The organism is Lacticaseibacillus kribbianus (assembly GCF_020180945.1).
Classification (GTDB): Bacteria; Bacillota; Bacilli; order Lactobacillales; family Lactobacillaceae; genus Lacticaseibacillus; species Lacticaseibacillus kribbianus.
Genome location: NZ_JAIPUL010000001.1, coordinates 159,076 through 176,273, shown reverse-complemented (window position 1 = coordinate 176,273; position 17,198 = coordinate 159,076). Strand labels below are relative to the sequence as shown.

15 protein-coding genes are annotated in these 17,198 nt (G+C 65.7%); 5 read left to right on the top strand and 10 right to left on the bottom strand.

Annotated features, from left to right (window positions below; genetic code table 11):
• Nucleotides 1-98: 98 nt before the first annotated feature.
• The gene (locus tag LE416_RS00855; protein WP_225046616.1) at nucleotides 99-1,091 is read right to left on the bottom strand and encodes an aldo/keto reductase; all 993 of its coding nucleotides are present in this window, start codon (nucleotides 1,089-1,091) and stop codon (nucleotides 99-101) included.
• A 70-nt stretch (nucleotides 1,092-1,161) separates the two neighbouring features.
• Between LE416_RS00855 and LE416_RS00850 the strand changes: the two genes are divergently transcribed.
• The gene (locus tag LE416_RS00850) at nucleotides 1,162-1,611 is read left to right on the top strand and encodes a MerR family transcriptional regulator (protein WP_225046615.1); all 450 of its coding nucleotides are present in this window, start codon (nucleotides 1,162-1,164) and stop codon (nucleotides 1,609-1,611) included.
• 80 nt (nucleotides 1,612-1,691) lie between these two features.
• Here LE416_RS00850 and LE416_RS00845 read toward each other — a convergent pair whose 3' ends face one another.
• A complete protein-coding gene (locus LE416_RS00845) occupies nucleotides 1,692-2,051 on the bottom strand; it encodes a DUF3021 family protein (protein WP_225046614.1) in 360 nt (119 codons plus the stop codon).
• A 215-nt stretch (nucleotides 2,052-2,266) separates the two neighbouring features.
• Between LE416_RS00845 and LE416_RS00840 the strand changes: the two genes are divergently transcribed.
• Complete coding sequence (locus tag LE416_RS00840) at nucleotides 2,267-4,498, top strand: ATP-binding cassette domain-containing protein (protein ID WP_225046613.1); 2,232 nt, start codon at nucleotides 2,267-2,269, stop codon at nucleotides 4,496-4,498.
• 355 nt (nucleotides 4,499-4,853) lie between these two features.
• Here LE416_RS00840 and LE416_RS00835 read toward each other — a convergent pair whose 3' ends face one another.
• From LE416_RS00835 to LE416_RS00820, 4 genes are all read right to left on the bottom strand, one after another.
• Nucleotides 4,854-6,455: a CTP synthase gene (locus tag LE416_RS00835; protein ID WP_225046612.1), complete on the bottom strand. Its 1,602-nt coding sequence runs from the start codon at nucleotides 6,453-6,455 to the stop codon at nucleotides 4,854-4,856.
• A 242-nt stretch (nucleotides 6,456-6,697) separates the two neighbouring features.
• Nucleotides 6,698-7,231 carry a DUF1697 domain-containing protein gene (locus tag LE416_RS00830; RefSeq protein ID WP_225046611.1) on the bottom strand — a complete coding sequence of 178 codons (534 nt, stop codon included), beginning with the start codon at nucleotides 7,229-7,231 and terminating at the stop codon, nucleotides 6,698-6,700.
• A gap of 609 nt (nucleotides 7,232-7,840) precedes the next feature.
• Nucleotides 7,841-8,479: a DNA-directed RNA polymerase subunit delta gene (rpoE, locus tag LE416_RS00825; protein ID WP_241864920.1), complete on the bottom strand. Its 639-nt coding sequence runs from the start codon at nucleotides 8,477-8,479 to the stop codon at nucleotides 7,841-7,843.
• 43 nt (nucleotides 8,480-8,522) lie between these two features.
• Nucleotides 8,523-8,969, bottom strand: a complete 447-nt coding sequence (locus LE416_RS00820; protein WP_225046609.1) for a YwiB family protein — start codon at nucleotides 8,967-8,969, stop codon at nucleotides 8,523-8,525.
• A 120-nt stretch (nucleotides 8,970-9,089) separates the two neighbouring features.
• Between LE416_RS00820 and LE416_RS00815 the strand changes: the two genes are divergently transcribed.
• Nucleotides 9,090-10,430 carry an HD domain-containing protein gene (locus tag LE416_RS00815; protein WP_225046608.1) on the top strand — a complete coding sequence of 447 codons (1,341 nt, stop codon included), beginning with the start codon at nucleotides 9,090-9,092 and terminating at the stop codon, nucleotides 10,428-10,430.
• Nucleotides 10,431-10,691: 261 nt separating this feature from the next.
• On the opposite strand, the gene LE416_RS00810 is transcribed toward LE416_RS00815, so the two are convergent.
• Entirely contained in the window at nucleotides 10,692-11,162 is a 471-nt protein-coding gene (locus LE416_RS00810) for an NUDIX hydrolase (RefSeq protein WP_225046607.1), read from the bottom strand.
• A 137-nt stretch (nucleotides 11,163-11,299) separates the two neighbouring features.
• Here LE416_RS00810 and LE416_RS00805 point away from each other — a divergent pair, with 137 nt between their 5' ends.
• The gene (locus LE416_RS00805; RefSeq protein ID WP_225046606.1) at nucleotides 11,300-12,349 is read left to right on the top strand and encodes a YdcF family protein; all 1,050 of its coding nucleotides are present in this window, start codon (nucleotides 11,300-11,302) and stop codon (nucleotides 12,347-12,349) included.
• 177 nt (nucleotides 12,350-12,526) lie between these two features.
• Here the strand turns inward: LE416_RS00805 and LE416_RS00800 are convergent, their stop codons facing one another.
• Genes LE416_RS00800 through LE416_RS00790 form a run of 3 tightly spaced genes read right to left on the bottom strand, consistent with a single transcriptional unit; the run spans nucleotide 12,527 to nucleotide 16,643 of the window.
• A complete protein-coding gene (locus LE416_RS00800) occupies nucleotides 12,527-14,713 on the bottom strand; it encodes a DUF4129 domain-containing transglutaminase family protein (protein WP_225046605.1) in 2,187 nt (728 codons plus the stop codon).
• On the bottom strand, nucleotides 14,710-15,705 hold the full coding sequence (locus LE416_RS00795) for a DUF58 domain-containing protein (protein ID WP_225046604.1): 996 nt from the start codon (nucleotides 15,703-15,705) through the stop codon (nucleotides 14,710-14,712). The genes LE416_RS00800 and LE416_RS00795 overlap by 4 nt, the downstream gene beginning before the upstream one ends.
• The gene (locus LE416_RS00790; protein WP_225046603.1) at nucleotides 15,702-16,643 is read right to left on the bottom strand and encodes an AAA family ATPase; all 942 of its coding nucleotides are present in this window, start codon (nucleotides 16,641-16,643) and stop codon (nucleotides 15,702-15,704) included. Before LE416_RS00790 ends, LE416_RS00795 begins: the two co-directional genes overlap by 4 nt.
• A gap of 145 nt (nucleotides 16,644-16,788) precedes the next feature.
• Between LE416_RS00790 and mscL the strand changes: the two genes are divergently transcribed.
• On the top strand, nucleotides 16,789-17,163 hold the full coding sequence (mscL, locus tag LE416_RS00785) for a large-conductance mechanosensitive channel protein MscL (RefSeq protein ID WP_225046602.1): 375 nt from the start codon (nucleotides 16,789-16,791) through the stop codon (nucleotides 17,161-17,163).
• Nucleotides 17,164-17,198: the final 35 nt, after the last annotated feature.

Below are 17,198 nucleotides of genomic sequence, written 5' to 3'. Positions count from 1 at the left end.
GGGGCGATTCTGTGAGAACCCTCACCAAGCGAGACGGGTGAAGCCGCCAGACGCACGAAAACCCCGGCGGCCAAAGCCGTCGGGGTTTTACCGGACTGTTATTTTTCCGCGAGCACCGCGTCGATGGCGGCGAGCTCGTCTTTCGTGAAGCTCAGGTTGTCCAGCACCTTGAGGTTGGCCTCAAGCTGACTGACGCGCGAGGCGCCGATCAGAACCGACGCCACGGTCGGCTGGCGCAGGATCCAGGCCAGCGCCATGGCGGCCATGCTCTGGTTGCGGTTGGCCGCGATCGCGTTGAGCGCGCGCACCTTGCCCAGCGTCTTTTCGACGTTGTCCGGGTTCAAAAACGGACTGCTGGAACGGGCCGCGCGCGAGTCGGCCGGGATGCCGTTCAGGTAGCGGTCAGTCAGAAGGCCCTGAGACAGCGGGCTGAACGTGATGGCACCGAGCTTGTTTTGGGCCAGCACATCGAACAGGCCATCCTCCGGGCCGCGCGTGAACATGTTGTAGCACACCTGGTGGATGATGAACGGTGTGCCCAGGCGCTTGAAGATCGGGATGATCGCCGCGGTCTGTTCCGCCGAGTAGTTGGAGATGCCGATGTACAGGGCCTTGCCCTGGCGCACCAGCAGGTCCAGCGCCGCCGCGGTTTCCTCAAACGGGGTGTCCGGATCCGGGCGGTGAGAGTAGAAGATGTCCACGTAGTCTAGGTTCATCCGGCGCAGGCTCTGGTCCAGGCTTGCAACCAGGCTCTTCTTGGAGCCCCACTCCCCGTACGGGCCCGGCCACATGTAGAAGCCGGCCTTGGTCGAGATCACCATCTCGTCGCGGTAGGCGGCAAGCTCCTGGTGCAGGATGCGCCCGAAGTTCTCCTCGGCCGCGCCCGCAACCGGGCCGTAGTTGTTAGCCAGGTCAAAGTGCGTGATGCCGTGGTCAAAGGCCGCCTCGAGCACCGCCTTTTGGTTGGCCAGCGGGTCGACCGTGCCGAAGTTGTGCCACAGCCCCAAGGACAGCGCGGACAGGCGCAGCCCGGAGTTGCCGACGCGGTTGTAAGTCATGTTCTGGTAACGATTTTCGTCTGCAAGATACATTTTGCTCACCTCTGGGCTTAGTGTACAACTTGAAGTACACTTGAAGTAAAGCGATTTCTTGGAGGAAAAAATGACCTATACCATCACCCAGTTGAGTCGTATGTTCAACCTGCCCGCGTCGACTTTGCGCTACTACGAGCAGGTCGGGCTGCTCACCAACGTCGGCCGCGCCGGCAGCCGCCGCGTGTACTCGGAGGGCCACGTCAACCGGCTCAAGTCCCTCTGCTGCTTCAAGCAGGCGGGCATGACCATCACCCAGCTGCAGGACTTCTTCGCGCTGGCCGACACGCCCGCGGCCGAGCCGGAGATCGTCGCGCTTTTGACCCAGCAGGAGCACGTGCTCGCGGCCAAGCAGGCGGCCCTGGCGGATTCCCTGGCCCACCTGCACCGCAAGCTGGCCTTCCACCGCGCCTGCGCGGCCGCCGCGGCCGCCGGCACCCCGGCGCCCTGCTGGGACCACTACCGCAACTGCCCACAAGCAGAGATTGAGGCTGCTCTGGCCGCAGCGCACACCGCCTAGGCGTTTGCCCTGGCCTGCACAGACCCAGGCGTGAGCGAACCCTGGCGTGAGCGAACCCTGGGATGCGCCGGGCGCGGCCCTCAGCGCGCGCGCCACTTGGCCAGCAAGAACATCACCAGCCACAGCACAAGGCCCACCAACCCAAACAGCAGCAAGACAACCAGCGCATCCCCCAGCGAGGCGACGCGAAACCAGCCGCTGACCAACAGCAGCGGGTAGACGGTGGCCAGCATCGCCAGCAGGTGCGCCGCGCTTTGCTTGGCCAAAGACCACCCCGACACCTCGTAGAGCACAGACGCCGCGCCCACCACCCCGGCAATCAGGCCGGCAAACAAGGTGCTTCTGGCGTCTTGTGCGCTGCCCTGGTTGTGCAGCACCCAGGCAATCCCGCCGAGAAGCACCAGCGGAATCCCGCCTCTGATCAGTGCCTTCACAATCATCGGTCCACCTCCGTCATCCGCTGCCAAAGCCACCACACCCATCACCACTATTGTATCATGCACCCCGAAGGCTCCGCCCGCTGCACCACGCACCGCCGACGCGTTCCCGGTAGCGGCCAAGTTGGCGGGCGCAGCTCGTGTCACCCGGCGCGCGTTGCATTCGCCCACCGCGTGTGGTATCGTTTTCTCCCCACAACAGATTACAGGAGGCACTCATGACCGCAACGGACTGGATTGAGATCCACGGCGACCGCCAAAACAACCTGCAGGACATCGACCTGCGCATCCCCAAGCACCGCATCACCGTGTTCACCGGCGTCTCCGGCTCCGGCAAGTCCTCGGTGGTGTTCGACACCATCGCCCAGGAGGCCGGGCGCCAGCTCAACAGCACCTTCTCCAACTTCGCCCGCCTGTTTTTGCCCAAGTACCAGCGCCCGGACGTCGACGCGGTGGCCAACCTCTCCCCCGCCGTCGTGATCGCGCAAAAACCGCTGGGCGGCAACGCCCGCTCGACGCTCGGCACCATCTCCGACCTCAACCCGCTGCTGCGCCTGCTGTTCTCCCGCTTCGGCAAGCCAGCGCACGGCCACGCCGCCAACGCCTTTTCGTTCAACGACCCCGAGGGCATGTGCCCGACCTGCCAGGGCATCGGCGAGACCTACGTGCTCAACCTGGATCACGCCCTGGAACGGCGACTCAGCCTGCGCCAGGGCGCCATTTTGCTGCCCAACTACGGCGAGTCCGGCTACTACCTCGGCCAGCTGCTCAAGACCAAGCTGTTTGACCCCGACCTGCCGCTTGCCGAGTGGCCGGAAGCACGGCTGCAGCTTTTGATCAACGGCGCGGCGGATGAGGCGACGCGCAAGAAGCAGAAGTTCGAGGGCATCGGGCGCCAGTTCTTTCGGCTGAACATCGGCTCCGACCAGGACACCGGCGCGGGCGCCGCCAAGCGGCTGGCCGAGTTCGCCGACACCGCCACCTGCCCCGACTGCGGCGGCCGGCGCTACAACGCCGACGTCCTGGCCTGTCGCATCAACGGCCTGAACCTGTTTGACCTGACCGACATGCAGCTGGACGCACTGGATCAGACGCTGGCCGGCTGGGACCTGCCGGAGGCCGCGCCGCTTCTGGCCGACCTGCACCGGCGGCTCGGCGACCTGATCGGCATCGGGCTGGACTACCTCAGCCTGACGCGCGACACCCGCACCCTGTCCGGCGGCGAGAGCCAGCGGGTCAAAACGGTGCAGTACCTCGGCAACGCCCTGACCGACATGCTCTACATCCTCGACGAGCCCAGCACCGGCCTGCACCCGCGCGACGTCCACCGCCTCAACGAGCTGTTGCTCAAGCTGCGCGACTCGGGCAACACCGTGCTGGTCGTCGAGCACGACCCGGATGTCATCCGGTGCGCCGATTACATCGTCGACATGGGCCCGGGCGCCGGCCGCAACGGCGGCACCGTCACCTTCACCGGCAGCTACGCGGAGCTGCTACAAAGCGCGACGCTGACCGGCCGCAGCCTGACCAACCAGCTGCCGGTCAAGGCCACGCCGCGTCAGCCGACCACCTTTTTGCGCAGCCAGCCCTCCAACCGCCACAACCTGCAAGACGCCGTTTTGAACGTCCCGGCCGGCCTGTTCACGGTCGTCTCCGGCGTCGCGGGTTCGGGCAAAAGCACGCTGGTGGAGCAGGTCTTCGCCGCCGAACACCCGGAGGCGCAGGTGATCGACCAGTCGGCGCTGCACGCCAACAGCCGCTCGAGCATCGCGACCTACACCGGCATCGGCGACCGGCTGCGCCAGCTGTTCGCCAAGGCCTCTGGCCAGCCCGCCGGCTTCTTCAGCGCCAACAGCAAGGGCGCCTGCCCGCGCTGCAAGGGCAAGGGCGCGATCACGCTGAACCTGTCGTTCATGGACGACAGGTTCAGCGTGGTCTGCCCCGACTGCGGCGGCACGAAGTTTCGGCCCGAGGTCGCGGCCTTTCACCTGCGCGGGCGCAGCATCGTCGACATGATGGACATGACCGTCGACGAGGCCGTCAGCTTTTTCAACGACCAGAAGCTCTCGGCACTGGTCGCCACGATTCAAAACGTCGGCCTGGGCTACCTGGCGCTCGGCCAGACGCTCGACACCCTGTCCGGCGGCGAGGCGCAGCGCCTCAAGATTGCCGCGGCGTTGATGCAGCCCGCCAGCCTGATCATCTTGGACGAGCCGACCACCGGCCTGCACGTCGCCGACGTCGCCAACATGGTGCGCATCATCGACGACCTGGTCGAGGCCGGCAACACCGTGGTGGTGATCGAGCACAACACCGACGTGATGCGCCAGGCGGACTGGCTGATCGACATCGGCCCGGACGGCGGCACCCGCGGCGGCCGCGTGCTGTACGAGGGCGCGCCGGCCGGCATCACGGCCTGCGCCGAGTCGATCACCGCCAAGTACCTGTGAGCCGGCCGCACACACGCAAAGGGGCACCCGCAAAACGCGGGTGCCCCTTTAGTTGGCGTGGGCCTAGTCTGTATCTGAAAGTAAAGCCTCGGGTAACCAATCACACCGCCGCTGCCTGACGGCGAAACCACAGCGTAGGGCGGAGGCTCGGTCCGACCACTGCTGAAGGCGTAGGACCGGGGCGAGCCAGCGTGACATTGCTGTTAGCCAGCGGGGTTCTGCTGGCTTACAGCAAGGGCGGGTCTGGAGACCGAAACGGGCTCCAGGGAGCCCCACGCGTTCCGCCGGTCCGGACCGGAGCCGGAAGCAGTGGTCGGTCCGGGCCGGAGCCCGGGGTGCCAGAGACATTCTGCGGTTAGTTGAAGTCGCCGGCAGCCTTGATGAAGGCCTTGAACAGCCCTTCCGGACGAGTCGGACGCGACTGGAACTCTGGGTGGTACTGGGAAGCGACGAAGAACTTGTTGGCCGGCAGCTCGATGACTTCCATCAGGCGGTTGTCTGGCGAAACGCCGGAGAACACCAGCCCCTTGTCCTCGAGGGCCTTGCGGTACTTGGTGTTGAACTCGTAGCGGTGACGGTGACGCTTTTGAACCTCCGGCACGTTGTCGTAGGCCGCGGCGGCCACGGAGCCCGGCAGCAGCTCACACGGGTAGAGGCCCAGGCGCAGGGTGCCGCCGAGGTTCTCGACGTTGACCTGGTCCGGCATCAGGTCGATGACCGGATCCTCGATGTCCGGGGCCACCTCCGTGGAACCGGCGTGCTTGAAGCCGGCGACGTTGCGGGCGAACTCGATGGACGCCATCTGCATCCCCAGGCAGATGCCCAGGAAAGGCACGTCGTTCTCGCGCGCGTAGCGGATCGCGGCGATCTTGCCTTCCAGCCCGCGATCGCCGAAGCCGCCCGGCACCAGGATGCCATCGGCGTCGCCGAGCAGCTCCTGGACGTTGTCGTCGGTGACGTCTTCGGCCTGGAATGTCGCCAGGTCGATGTCCGCATCCCAGAAGTAGCCGGCGGACTTGAGCGCCTCGGCGACGGAGATGTAGGCGTCCTTGAGGGCCACGTACTTGCCGACCAGGGCGATCTTGACGGTGTGGTGCAGGTTTTGCACCTTGTGCACCAGAGCGCTCCACTCGGTCATGTCGGCCTCCGGCACGTCAAGGCCGAAGTGCTCGATCACGCGCTGGTCCATGCCCTGGGCCTGCATCGCCAAAGGAATCTTGTAAAGCGTCTTGGCGTCGCGGGACTCGATGATGGAGTCCTTGCGCACGTCGGTGAACAGGGCGATCTTTTCCTTCATGCCCTCGGTCACCGGCTTTTCCGTCCGCAGGATCAGCATGTTCGGCTGGATGCCGATGTTGCGCAGCTCCTTGACCGAGTGCTGGGTCGGCTTGGTCTTCATCTCGCCGGCCGCGCGCAGGTAAGGCACCAGCGTGGCGTGGATGTAGTAGGTGTTTTCGGCGCCCACGTCGTTTTTCATCTGGCGAATCGCCTCGAGGAACGGCTGGGACTCGATGTCACCGACCGTGCCACCGATCTCGGTGATGATGATGTCGGAGTCGGTCGTGGTGGCCGCGCGCATGATCTTCTCCTTGAGCATGTTGGTGATGTGCGGGATCACCTGCACCGTCGCGCCGAGGTACTCGCCCTTGCGCTCCTTGTCCAGGACCTCGGAGTAGATCTTCCCGGTGGTGACGTTGCTGTACTTGTTCAGGTTGATGTCGATGAAGCGTTCGTAATGGCCAAGGTCCAGGTCCGTTTCGGCACCGTCGTCGGTCACGAAGACTTCCCCGTGTTGGTACGGGTTCATCGTGCCGGGATCCACGTTGATGTACGGATCAAATTTTTGAATCGTTACCTTCAAGCCCCGGTTTTTGAGCAAACGTCCCAGGCTCGCCGCCACGATCCCCTTGCCAAGTGAAGACACGACCCCACCGGTAACAAAAATATACTTGGTCATGAGAAAACTCCTTTGTGTGATTTTTGCGGGACGGGTAAAAACAAAAACAAGCTCCCCATTCAATCGAACAGGGAGCTTGCAACCGTTTCGGCTCTGCATCAGCAGAGCGCCCAAAAAGTATAGTAACGAAAATAACACTAGGCGTCAAGGACTTTGTGAAAGCCGGCGGTTCGGTTGCAGGCAAACGCCGCCCCGCCGGCCCTGGCGTCGGCCCGGTCGCCGCCGCCACTGCATAAAATGACTCAGTCCAGCCGATCACGCATCATCGCCGCGAGCTTCAGCGTGGTGTTGCGGTTGCGGATCGACACCAGCGGGTAGAACGGTTCCGGCAGCATTTTGGCGTAGAACGCCCGGGAGTAGTTGGCCTTGGCCGGCGACGTCCAAAAAATCAGCTGCGGCGTGATTGCCACCTGGTCGTAGGCAGTCAGGCCGGCCAGGATTCGGGCGTCGTACTCGGGCCGGTAGCCCGGCAGCCGAAACAACGCGTTGTGGCGCAGGTCGCCGGGCGCACCCCACCACGCCGGCGCCTGGCCCACCGCGGCGACGAACGCCGCGCCGGTCACGACCGAAAACGCGATCGGAAAGTCGTAGGCCGCAAGCACCGGCGCCACCAGTGCGGCCGCGTCGCCGTCGCAGTCCATCAGCACGTTGCCGGAGTTGATGTAGCTGACCACGTTTTTCGCCCCGGCGGCGGTGAGCGCGGCGGTCAGCTCGCGCATCACCACGCGGTGGTTGCCGCCGACGTTGACGCCGCGCAGCAAAAGCAGGTGTTCCATGTTGTTCCTCCGTTGGGTTGAATTGTGAGAGACGCGGCGAACGCGAGCCAGCAGGCCGTCATCGCCGCGTAATCGGTGGCCGTGTGGAAACGGGGCGACTTCGCCCAATCTCGTGATTCCAACGCTCAGTCACGCGCAGAATGTTGACCACCACGAGTCAACGGCGACGAGACAAGAGCTCCCGCCCCACAAACGCCAGCCGATACCCATACTGGTCAACTGCCGAACTCCAATCGCAGCGTGTACGGTTTCTCCAGTCACTCGGTCGCACCGGAGCCCGGGTTTTCCTCGTAGAGCGGCCCAAGTGCGCCCCGCTTCGCCCCTGGTCATCGTCGGGCTTCGCGCGGCAACGGCCACCCGTCCAGCTAAGCCCAGCGCTCGGGCCAAAGTACGGCCCAAACACTGGGCTTACGCTGGCCGGTGGCCTAAGTGCGCCCCGCGTCGCCCTGGTCATCGTCGGGCTCCGCGCGGCAACGCGGGAGCGGCTTGCTACGCTAGGGCACTCGGGCCATAGTGCGGTCCAAGCACCCTAGCTAGGCAATCCGTCCCGCTAAGTGCGCCCCGCGTCGCCCTGGGGACAAAAAAACCGGCCTACGCCGGTTTTGCTGTCTAGTCTTTATCCGAATCGTCGTCCGCGGGATCGGCGGTGAAGTCGTCGTCCGAGTCGTCGGAATCGTCGGTCTCGTCGTCGCCGAACTCGGCCAGCTGGCCCTCGATGCCGTCCGGCAGGTCGTCTGCGGCGTCGTCGGTTTCGTCCGCGTCGTCGCTGTCGACCGCGGCGTCGAAGTCGTCCGGCTCGTCGCCGTCGGCCGATTCGTCGTCGTCCTCATCGTCGCTGTCGTCGAAGTCATCGTCTTCCGGATCGTCGTCGTTGTAGTCGATGACATCGTCGTCGTCGGCCACGTCGGCGAGGAAGGCGTTGACCTTCTTGCGCTTCTTGTGGCGCGGCGCGTCCTCTTCCTCTTCGGGGTGGTTAACCTCTTCATCGACGGATTCGTACGGGTACCACTCGCGCAGGCCCCAGACGTTGTCGCCCAAGGAGATGAAGCTACCATCGACGTTCAGGTCGGTGTAGAATTGCGGCAGGCGATCACGAACCTCGCTGTCACTTTTCCCCAAGTAGGTTTGGATCTCGTTCACAATGTCCACGAAAGGCATGGTTTCGCCCTTCTCCTCGAGGATGGCGCGTGCCACCTCGATCATGGACAGTTCAGCTTTGTTCGCATCGGCAAATACGTCTAGTTTCAACCGGTACACGCCCTTTCCACAGTCTATTTAAGATATTACGCGCTCAGGCACTAAATTGCAAATGCAGCCGGTAATTTCCAAGGTGCTCGCCGTTGCCGAAGAGCTGGTACTCGATGTAAACCTCGCCCGCCAGCGGGTCCTCGGTCATGCGGACGTCCAGCCGCGGCGTCACCGTCTCGACGGGAATCACCCCGTACGGCGTCCGGTAGCGCGTCAGGATGCGCCGATCGTTGGCAAAATGCAGCCGCAGGTTCATGTCCGCGTCCGAGGCGCCGCGCGCCAGCTGCACCGAGCCGTCGTCGCGCAGCTTGAGCGTCACCGGGTAGTCGGTGTTTTGCTCCGGGTCGACCTCGCGGTAACGAATGTACAGCGTGCCTCCCATCGCCACCAGGGTGCCGGGTTCGTCAAAAACGTGCTTCTCCGTCGCGCCGTCCTGCTCCACGAATGTCTCAAGGTGAAGCGTGATGGGTACGCCATGCGTCAGATCCATGCCTCTCACCAGTCCTTTCTGCCAGCCATTATACCAAAATCCGCAACCGCGTGTCATGACCGGTCATTTCTATTATAATGAAGTTGACACGTTTCGGGCGCTGCCCAGTGAGGAGATAATATGCCGATCCAGTACTTACCTCGCGAGAAGGTTTTTCGCGATCCGGTCCACAACTACATCCACGTCCGGCATCAGGTCATCCTGGACCTGATCAACACGCCGGAGTTCCAGCGGCTGCGGCGCATCAAGCAGCTGGGCGTGGCGGCGACCGTTTTCCAGGGCGCCGAGCACACCCGCTTCACCCACAGCCTAGGCGTCTACGAGATCACGCGCCAGATCTGCGACAACTTCGCGACCAACTACCCGACCCAGACGGCCGGCGACGGCCTCTGGGACGACGCCGAGCGGCTGGTCGCGCTGTGCGCGGCGCTGTTGCACGACATCGGCCACGGCGCCTACTCGCACACCTTCGAGCACATCTTCGGCACCGACCACGAGGCAATCACGCGCCAGATCGTGACCGACCCGAGCACCAACGTCTGCCGCATCCTGGCGACGGTCGCGCCGGGCTTTCCGGCCAAGGTCGCAAGCGTCATCGCGCACACCTACCCGAACCCGCAGGTGGTGCAGATGATCTCAAGCCAGATCGACGCCGACCGCATGGACTACCTGCTGCGCGACGCGTACAACACCGGCACCAAGTACGGCGAGTTCGACCTCACCCGCATCCTGCGGGTGATGCGGCCCTACGCCGGCGGCATCGGGTTTGACGCCAACGGCATGCACGCCGTCGAGGACTACATCGTCAGCCGCTTCCAAATGTACCAGCAGATCTACTTCCACCCCGTCTCGCGCGGCATGGAGATGATCCTGACCCACCTGCTGCAGCGCGCCAAGGTGCTTTACACGGCGGGCAAGTTCGACGCCAAGTTCGCGCCGCGCCTCTTGATTCCGTTTTTCGAAAACGACTTCACGTTGCGCGACTACCTGCGCCTGGACGACGGGGTGCTCAACACCTACTTCACCTACTGGCTGGACTACCCGGACCCGGTGCTCGCCGACCTGGCCGACCGCTTTCTGAGCCGCCGGCCGCTGAAGTCGGTGACCTTCAACCAGGCCACCGCGGGCCTTCTGCCAGAGATGCGCGAGCTGGTGCGCCAGGCGGGCTTTGACCCGACCTACTACACCGCCGAAAACGACAGCTTCGACCTGCCTTACGACCAGTACGACCCAAGCGCCGCCAACCCGAAGACTCAGATCGAGATCATCCAGGCCGACGGCACCCTCGAGGAGCTGTCCACCCAGTCGCGGCTGGTCGCCGCCATTTCGGGGCAGTCGGTCGGCGACAAGCGCTTCTACTTCCCCAAGGTGATGCTGGACCGCGACCGCGACGCCCAAAACGCGCGGGTCTACCGCGCCTTCCAGGACCACCTGCTCAACGGCGCACTGATTCGGCTGTGAGCGGTCGGGCGGCGCGCACTTGGATAGGTGGTATCTGCTGAAGCTGATTGTCAAAACCGCCAGGACCAAACGACACGCACTGTCGCGCGGAGGCACGAACCGACCACCACTGGAGGCGGAGGGCCAAGGCGCGCCAGCATGACATTGCTGTTAGCTGGCGGGCTTTGCCGGCTTACAGCAAGGGCGGGTCGCAAGACCGCACTTTGGGCTTGCGGGAGCCCCACGCGTTCCGCCGCCTTGGCCCGTTGCCGAAAGCGGTGGTCAGTTCGTGCCGGAGTTCGCTTCGTCACCCTGGCGCTTCAGCCACTGGGCGACGGCCCAGCGGTGCGTCGGGCGCTTCAGCTGCGCGGCCGCCAGCTCCACCGGCATCAGCATCAGCGTGTTGAAGTCCTCCAGCGGCGCTGCCACCTTCTGAATGTCGGCCGCGGCGTAGAACGTCGCCGGATGGTAGTAGGCCGTCTGGCGGTGGTGCGAGTAAAAGTACTCGCTGGAAGATCCGAGCAGTGCCACCTGGGTGACGCGCACGCCGAACTCCTCGAGCAGCTCGCGGTCAAGCGTCTGCGCGTCGGTTTCCGAACCTTCGACCTCGCCGCCGGGCAGGAAAAGCGCGTGGTTGGGCGCCTCCAGGATTAACAGGCGCTTGCCGGTTTCGTCCGGAATCACCCCGTAGACGCCGATGCGCGTCTTGTAGGTCAGCGTCGGATCTTTCGTGCCGAAAACTGGATCATGCATGATGAACTAACTCCTTCTGGGTCGACACCGGCCGCGACTGCCGCCGTTGCACCGCCCTGATTTAAGTAAATTGTGAAGCCAATGATTGGTCTCATTATAACCCCACCCAAATCTAATCACCACAAGGAAGTGTCTCAATGACCGCTGTCGCCTACCTCTTGATTCCCGTGCTCCTGTTCGGGGGGCTTTTTGCCACCTGCTTCTTCCGCGAGCCGCGGCGGCTGCTCAACGGCCTGCTGTTCAACCTGTTTGCCATCACCGTCCTGACCGCCGCGGCCGGGCTGATCCTGGGCTCCAACAACCGCCTGTTGATCGCCGTGTCGGCGACGCTGTTCATCATCCTCCTGCTGGTGATCGGCGTGCTCTTCGCCCTGCACCTGGTCTGGCTGCTGTGGAACGCGCGGGTCGTGTGGCGGCGCGAGGGCCACTCGCTGGGCAACGCGCTGACCCTGCTGCTCGCGCTGGCGCTTTTGTTGCTTGAGATCGCCGCCAGCGTCGGCCGCGGCTTTTTGCCCGACCCCGTCTACAACGGGCTGGCCGTCTTCTTCAGCCTGAGCATCGCCTACGAGCTGGTCGCGCTGTACAACTTCCTGACCGCGCTGGTGCTGTACAACCTCTACCGGCCGCGCCGCGACAAGGACTTCCTGATCGTGCTGGGCGCCGGACTGCTCGGCGGCGATAAGGTCTCGCCGCTTCTGGCCGCCCGCATCAACGCCGGCATCAAGTTCTACGACAAGCAGCTGGCCAAAACGGGCAAGCGCGCGACGCTGGTCTTCTCCGGCGGCCAGGGCGCAGACGAGAAGCTGCCCGAGGGCCTGGCGATGCAGCGCTTCGCCGTAGCCCAGGGCGTGCCCGAGGCCGACACCCTGGTCGAAGACGCGTCCAAGACCACGTACCAGAACATGCTGTTCTCCAAGCGCCTAATCGAGCGTCAGGTGAAGGGCGCGCCCTACAAGGCGGCGTTTTTCACCAACAACTACCACCTGCTGCGCGCCGGCATCTTCGCCCGCGCGGCCGGCCTCGCCGCCAACGGGGTCGGCGCGGCCACGTCGTTTTACTTCCTGCCCAACGCCGTGATCCGCGAGTACCTGGCCTTCGTGGTGATCCACAAGCGCCGCCACATCGTGATCATCGGCCTGATCGCCGCGCTTGGCCTGGCCATCGCGCTGCAGCAGGCACTGATGTAACTGAGGCTGGGCCATAAGTCGCACTTCGCCCAGAGCACAAGGCGGCCACCGCGTGTTTCCCGAACTTAGGAAACGCGTGGTGGCCGCCTTGTGTGCGTGGGCGTTGACTTATGGCCCGCGACTGCGATGTAACTTTCATGCACAATCCGGCTGACCGACTTATGGCCTGCCTCGTGCTCACCTTCGTCCGCGCCACGGCAGCCCGCGCGCGACCTGGCGGAAGGCCTTAGTTGGGGCCTGCGGGCGCGCGCCGTACACGGCGGCCTCGTAGGCCGTCGTCAGCGTCGTGAGCGCTCCACCCAGCGGCAGGCGCGCCTCGACGGCCGTGGCGTAGGCCACCAGGTTCTGGCTCGGCGGCCGCCGGTGCACGCCGGCCAGCGCGTAAAGCAGCAGCCGGTAGCGGCGCGGGAAGTTTTGCGGCGTCAGGTGGACGCTTGCGGCCAGCGCCAGCAGCTTGCGGCGCACCAGCCACAGCGCAAGCGCCAGGACGCCGGCGATGACCGCCAGCACCGCCCCGGCGTGGCCGGTGGTGGTTGCAGTCGCCGTCGGGGCCGCCGCGCTGCTTGCGCTTTGGGCCCGCACAGCGCTTTTGACGCTGGCGCTGCTCGAGGAGGCGGCGCTTGACGTGCTTTCGCTTGCGGCCTGGGCGACCGGCGTGGCCAGGGGCGTCGGCGTGGTGCCGCCAAAGCCCGGCGTCGGCTCGAAGTCGACCCAGCCGAACGTGTCCCCGAAGTCCACCTCGGGCCAGGAGTGCGCGTTGGCATTGGTGATGCTGTAGGTGTTGTCACCGACGGCGGTGCCCTGATTGAAGCCTTTGGCCCACCGCGCGGGAATGCCGAGGCTGCGCAGCATCACCACCATCGCGCTTGAGAAGTTGTCGCAGTAGCCGACCTTGCTGGTGAAGAGAAAATGGTCCACGTAATCGCGCCCCCGTGGCGTCTGGGGCGTGTCGACCTTCGAGTAGGTCAGCCCGGCCTCGGTGCGCAGGTAGCGCTCGATGGCCACCGCGCGGTCGTAGTCGTTGTCCGCGCCCTGCGTCACCCGCTCGGCTAGGCGCGCGATGCGCTTGGGCAGGGCACTCGGCAGCTGAATGTCCTCCGGCGCTTCCGGCACCGTCTCGATCTGCCGCAGCGCCTCCGGGTCGCGCCGCTTGAGCGCCACCGTCATGGTCAGCTTGCGGATGCCGCTTTGGCGCCCGCGGTACAGCCGCGCCGAGGCGTAGTCGTAGAACAGATCGGAGACCTCGCCCGGCGCCACCGTTTTGATGCCGACGTCCGCGTTGGGCAGACCGAAGTAGGTGATGGTGTCCTGCGCGGTGATGGTCGCGGCCATCGGTTCTCCGTAGGCCGCGGCCTCTGCATCCTCGAAGCCGTGCAGGTTGCCGTCCTCATAGTGGAGCCGCTGACGCTCCACCCGCTGGTCGGTCACCTCGGTCCAGCCGCGGCCGGTGTAGTCGGTTTTGGCCGTCACCCGCAGGTAAAACGGCGACTTGGCACGCACGGCGAAAACCGGCGTGGTGTCGTCGTACACCGGTCCGCCGAGCGTCGTGTCGTTGTCGCTGTAGCCGGTGCGCGCATTTTCGGCCGTCATCGCCAGCAGCACGTCGTAGAGCCCCGAGGCGTTGACCCAGTTGCGCACCGGCACGGTGGCGACGTCGAGCGGATCAGAGAAGTAGGTAACCCCAAGCGTCGCGCCACCGGCGATCGCCGCCGCCACCGCGCCGCGAGCCAGCACCCCGCGCCACGAGCCCGCGTTGATCAGGCAGGCGATGGCCAGAAGCTGCAGGCTCGCTCCCACCAGCGGGTTGCCGTTGACCGCGTGCACCATCAGGACGTACCACAGCACCAGCAGCAGCGCCAGGTAGGGGTGCACGAGCCGCACTCCGAGCACCGCAAGCGCCAGGACGAACAGAAGCCCGAGTCCCGCGGCCAAAAGCGCCGCGACGTTGACCCCGCCGCGGGCGATCAGCCCGTGCCAGGCCTCCACCAGCTGGCGGCCGAGCGCCGGCAGGTCCTGCCCCTCGCGGCTGACGGCGGGCAACAGCAGCCACCAGGCGCCAAGCAAGGCAGACGCCAGCGCCCCGAGCCACAGGACGCGCCAGCGCGGCCACAACCGCCAGCCCAGCGCAAGTCCTACGGCAAGGGCGGCAAAGCCGCGCATCGCCCACGGGGCGTTCAGCGCGTTGACCTCGAGGTAGGGCGTGAGGAGCACCTGGCCGAGCCAGAGCATCAGCCCGGCGCGCCAAAGCGTGGCGACGGGCAGCCGGTGCGCGCGCCCGGCGGCCGTTGCGCGGCGCGCGCCCGCACCGGCCCCCGGTACACTGGCGGCCGGCTTGCTTGCCGCCGTCTTGCCCCCGGCCGTCATGACGCCGCCCTCCGCACCAGCTGCGCGCGGGCGCCACAGGTCACCACCGTCCCGGCCGGCGTCAGCGCCACCACCATCACCGGCCGCGGCTGCAGGGCGGCCTGCACCGCCGCGACCGCGGCGGCCGGGCAGAACACGATGGTCGGCCGGCTGCTCAGGTTGGTCAGGTCGCCGAGCGGCACGGTGGCCGCCTGAACGGTCGCGAACCAGTCCGCCCCGGGCTGGCGCACCGGGCCGCTCAACGTCAGCGCGGTCAGCTCGTGCCAAAGACCTCGGGCGGCTAGGGTGTGCACTAGGGCCAGCTGCAGCTCGAACTCGGCGGCGTCGGGCACCAGCACCGCCTGCCAGGTCACCGGCGCCGCGGCCTTGGTCTGCCGCACGATGGCCGCCCCGCTTTTGGCCGTCAGCTTCCAGTCGATGGCCTGGATCGGATCCCCGGCCACGTAAGGGCGCAGGCCGATCAGATCGAAGCTCGGCGCCCCCGCCGACGCCTGCATGCGCGCCGTGGCCGCGCGCATCACCGGGTACAGCCGGGCGCAGAGGTCCGCCTCACGCCGGGGGCCGACCAGAAGCGGCGACTTGAGGATCAGCGGGCGCGTTTTCTGCAGCAGACCGACGGCGTCCGTCGCCACCAGCGTCAGCGGCAACCGGCGGTAGCGGCCGCGGGCCAAGACGACCTCGACGCTGCCGGCGGCGCTCCCCAGCACCGGAGTGAAAACGGCCGGTGCAACGCCGCCTTGCACGGACAGCTGCGCGAACCAGGCGCGCCCGGACAGCGCAAGCGTCACCGGCACCTCCGCGGACGTCTGCGCGCGGGATTCGGCCTGCACCTGACCCAGCGGCCACAACAGCGTCAGCGCGCCGACCAGAACCAGCCCGGCCGCGGCCAGCCCCAGCGTCCAGCCGGTGTCGGTGTTGAAGGCCGCACCGAATAGGAAGACAAGCGCGCACAGCACAAGCACCAGGCCGTCGCGCGCGACCACCCGCCTCATGATTCGCGCACCGGCACCGGCGTCGCCGCGAGGCACTCCGCAAGCACCTCGGCCGCCGTTGCCGTCGCGCCCGGCCGCACCAGCAGGCGGTGGGTCAACACCACCGGCGCCATCTGCTGCAGGTCGTCGGGCGTGACGAAATCGCGGCCGGCGACCACGGCGTAGGCCTTGGCCGCCGCCACCAGGGCCAGCGCCCCGCGCGGCGACACGCCGGTGGCAAGCTCCGGGTGCGCCCGGGTCGCCAGCACCAGCGCCATCACGTAGTCCAACAGGCTCGGCGCCACCGCGGTGGTCGCGGCCAGCCCCTTGAGCGCCTCCAGCTGCGCCAGCGTCACCAGCGGCTCCAGCACCTCCAGCCGCGGGGCGGCCGCGCCCAGCGCCAGCAGCTCCCGCTCCGCCGTCGCGTCCGGGTAGCCGACCGACAGCCGCATCAGGAAGCGGTCGAGCTGGGCCTCGGGCAGCGGGTAGGTGCCCTCGTAGTCCACCGGGTTTTGCGTCGCCAGCACGAAAAAGTCCGCCGGCAGGTCGTGCGTGCGGTCGTCGATGGTGACGCGCCGCTCCGCCATCGCCTCAAGCAGCGCGGACTGCACCCTGGGCGTCGCGCGGTTGATCTCGTCGGCCAAAAGGAACGCGGTGAACACCGGCCCCTTCTGGAAGCGAAAGCTCCCAAGCTTCTGGTCGAACACGGTCACGCCCAGGATGTCGCTTGGCAGCAGGTCGGGCGTGAACTGGATGCGGTGGAACTCGCCCATGAAGGTGCGGGCGAGCGCCTTGGCCAGCGTGGTTTTGCCCACGCCGGGAATGTCTTCGAACAGGACGTGCCCGCCGGCCAAAAGCGCGGCGATGGTCATCCGGATCACCTGTTTTTTCCCCACAATCACCGAATCGATGTGCGCCACGGCGGCGTCGATCAGGGTCTTGGCTTCCTCTGGTGTCATACGCTCTCCTCCTTGCCGTCTCTCTTTAATTATGAGGGAGGACGATTCCAAAATGCAAGCGCATTCAACGATTGAAAAGGCCGGGCCAAGACCGGTATACTGAAGGAAAAAGTAGCCGGCAAAACCGGCACCAGGAGGTTCCTCTGTGTTCAAAGAATTCAAAGCGTTCATCATGCGCGGCAACGTCTTAGACCTTGCCGTCGGCGTCATCATCGGCAGCGCGTTCACCAAGCTGGTGACGTCCTTGACCGACAACCTGATCGGCCCGATTCTCGGCATGTTCACCAAAAGCACCAACCTGGCCAAGCTCAGCTTCTCCGTGCTCGGCGCCAAGTTCACGTACGGTGCGTTTTTAAGCGACATCATCAACTTCCTGATCGTCGCCTTCATCGTGTTCTTGATTGTGCGCACCGTGAACCGCCTGATGCCAAAGAAACCGGCGGCCCCGGCCGGCCCTACCAAGGAAGAGGCCCTCTTGACCGAGATTCGCGACCTTTTGGCCAAGCAGAATCAGGACTAGAATGCACCTGACAGTCTAAGCCGATGCCACGCAAA

Bases quoted from the DNA above. Each gene is read 5' to 3' on its own strand.
- LE416_RS00855 (WP_225046616.1), bottom strand. From the start codon at position 1,091: ATGTATCTTGCAGACGAAAATCGTTACCAGAACATGACTTACAACCGC.
- LE416_RS00850 (WP_225046615.1), top strand. From the start codon at position 1,162: ATGACCTATACCATCACCCAGTTGAGTCGTATGTTCAACCTGCCCGCG.
- LE416_RS00845 (WP_225046614.1), bottom strand. From the start codon at position 2,051: ATGATTGTGAAGGCACTGATCAGAGGCGGGATTCCGCTGGTGCTTCTC.
- LE416_RS00840 (WP_225046613.1), top strand. From the start codon at position 2,267: ATGACCGCAACGGACTGGATTGAGATCCACGGCGACCGCCAAAACAAC.
- LE416_RS00835 (WP_225046612.1), bottom strand. From the start codon at position 6,455: ATGACCAAGTATATTTTTGTTACCGGTGGGGTCGTGTCTTCACTTGGC.
- LE416_RS00830 (WP_225046611.1), bottom strand. From the start codon at position 7,231: ATGGAACACCTGCTTTTGCTGCGCGGCGTCAACGTCGGCGGCAACCAC.
- LE416_RS00820 (WP_225046609.1), bottom strand. From the start codon at position 8,969: ATGGATCTGACGCATGGCGTACCCATCACGCTTCACCTTGAGACATTC.
- LE416_RS00815 (WP_225046608.1), top strand. From the start codon at position 9,090: ATGCCGATCCAGTACTTACCTCGCGAGAAGGTTTTTCGCGATCCGGTC.
- LE416_RS00810 (WP_225046607.1), bottom strand. From the start codon at position 11,162: ATGCATGATCCAGTTTTCGGCACGAAAGATCCGACGCTGACCTACAAG.
- LE416_RS00805 (WP_225046606.1), top strand. From the start codon at position 11,300: ATGACCGCTGTCGCCTACCTCTTGATTCCCGTGCTCCTGTTCGGGGGG.
- LE416_RS00800 (WP_225046605.1), bottom strand. From the start codon at position 14,713: ATGACGGCCGGGGGCAAGACGGCGGCAAGCAAGCCGGCCGCCAGTGTA.
- LE416_RS00795 (WP_225046604.1), bottom strand. From the start codon at position 15,705: ATGAGGCGGGTGGTCGCGCGCGACGGCCTGGTGCTTGTGCTGTGCGCG.
- LE416_RS00790 (WP_225046603.1), bottom strand. From the start codon at position 16,643: ATGACACCAGAGGAAGCCAAGACCCTGATCGACGCCGCCGTGGCGCAC.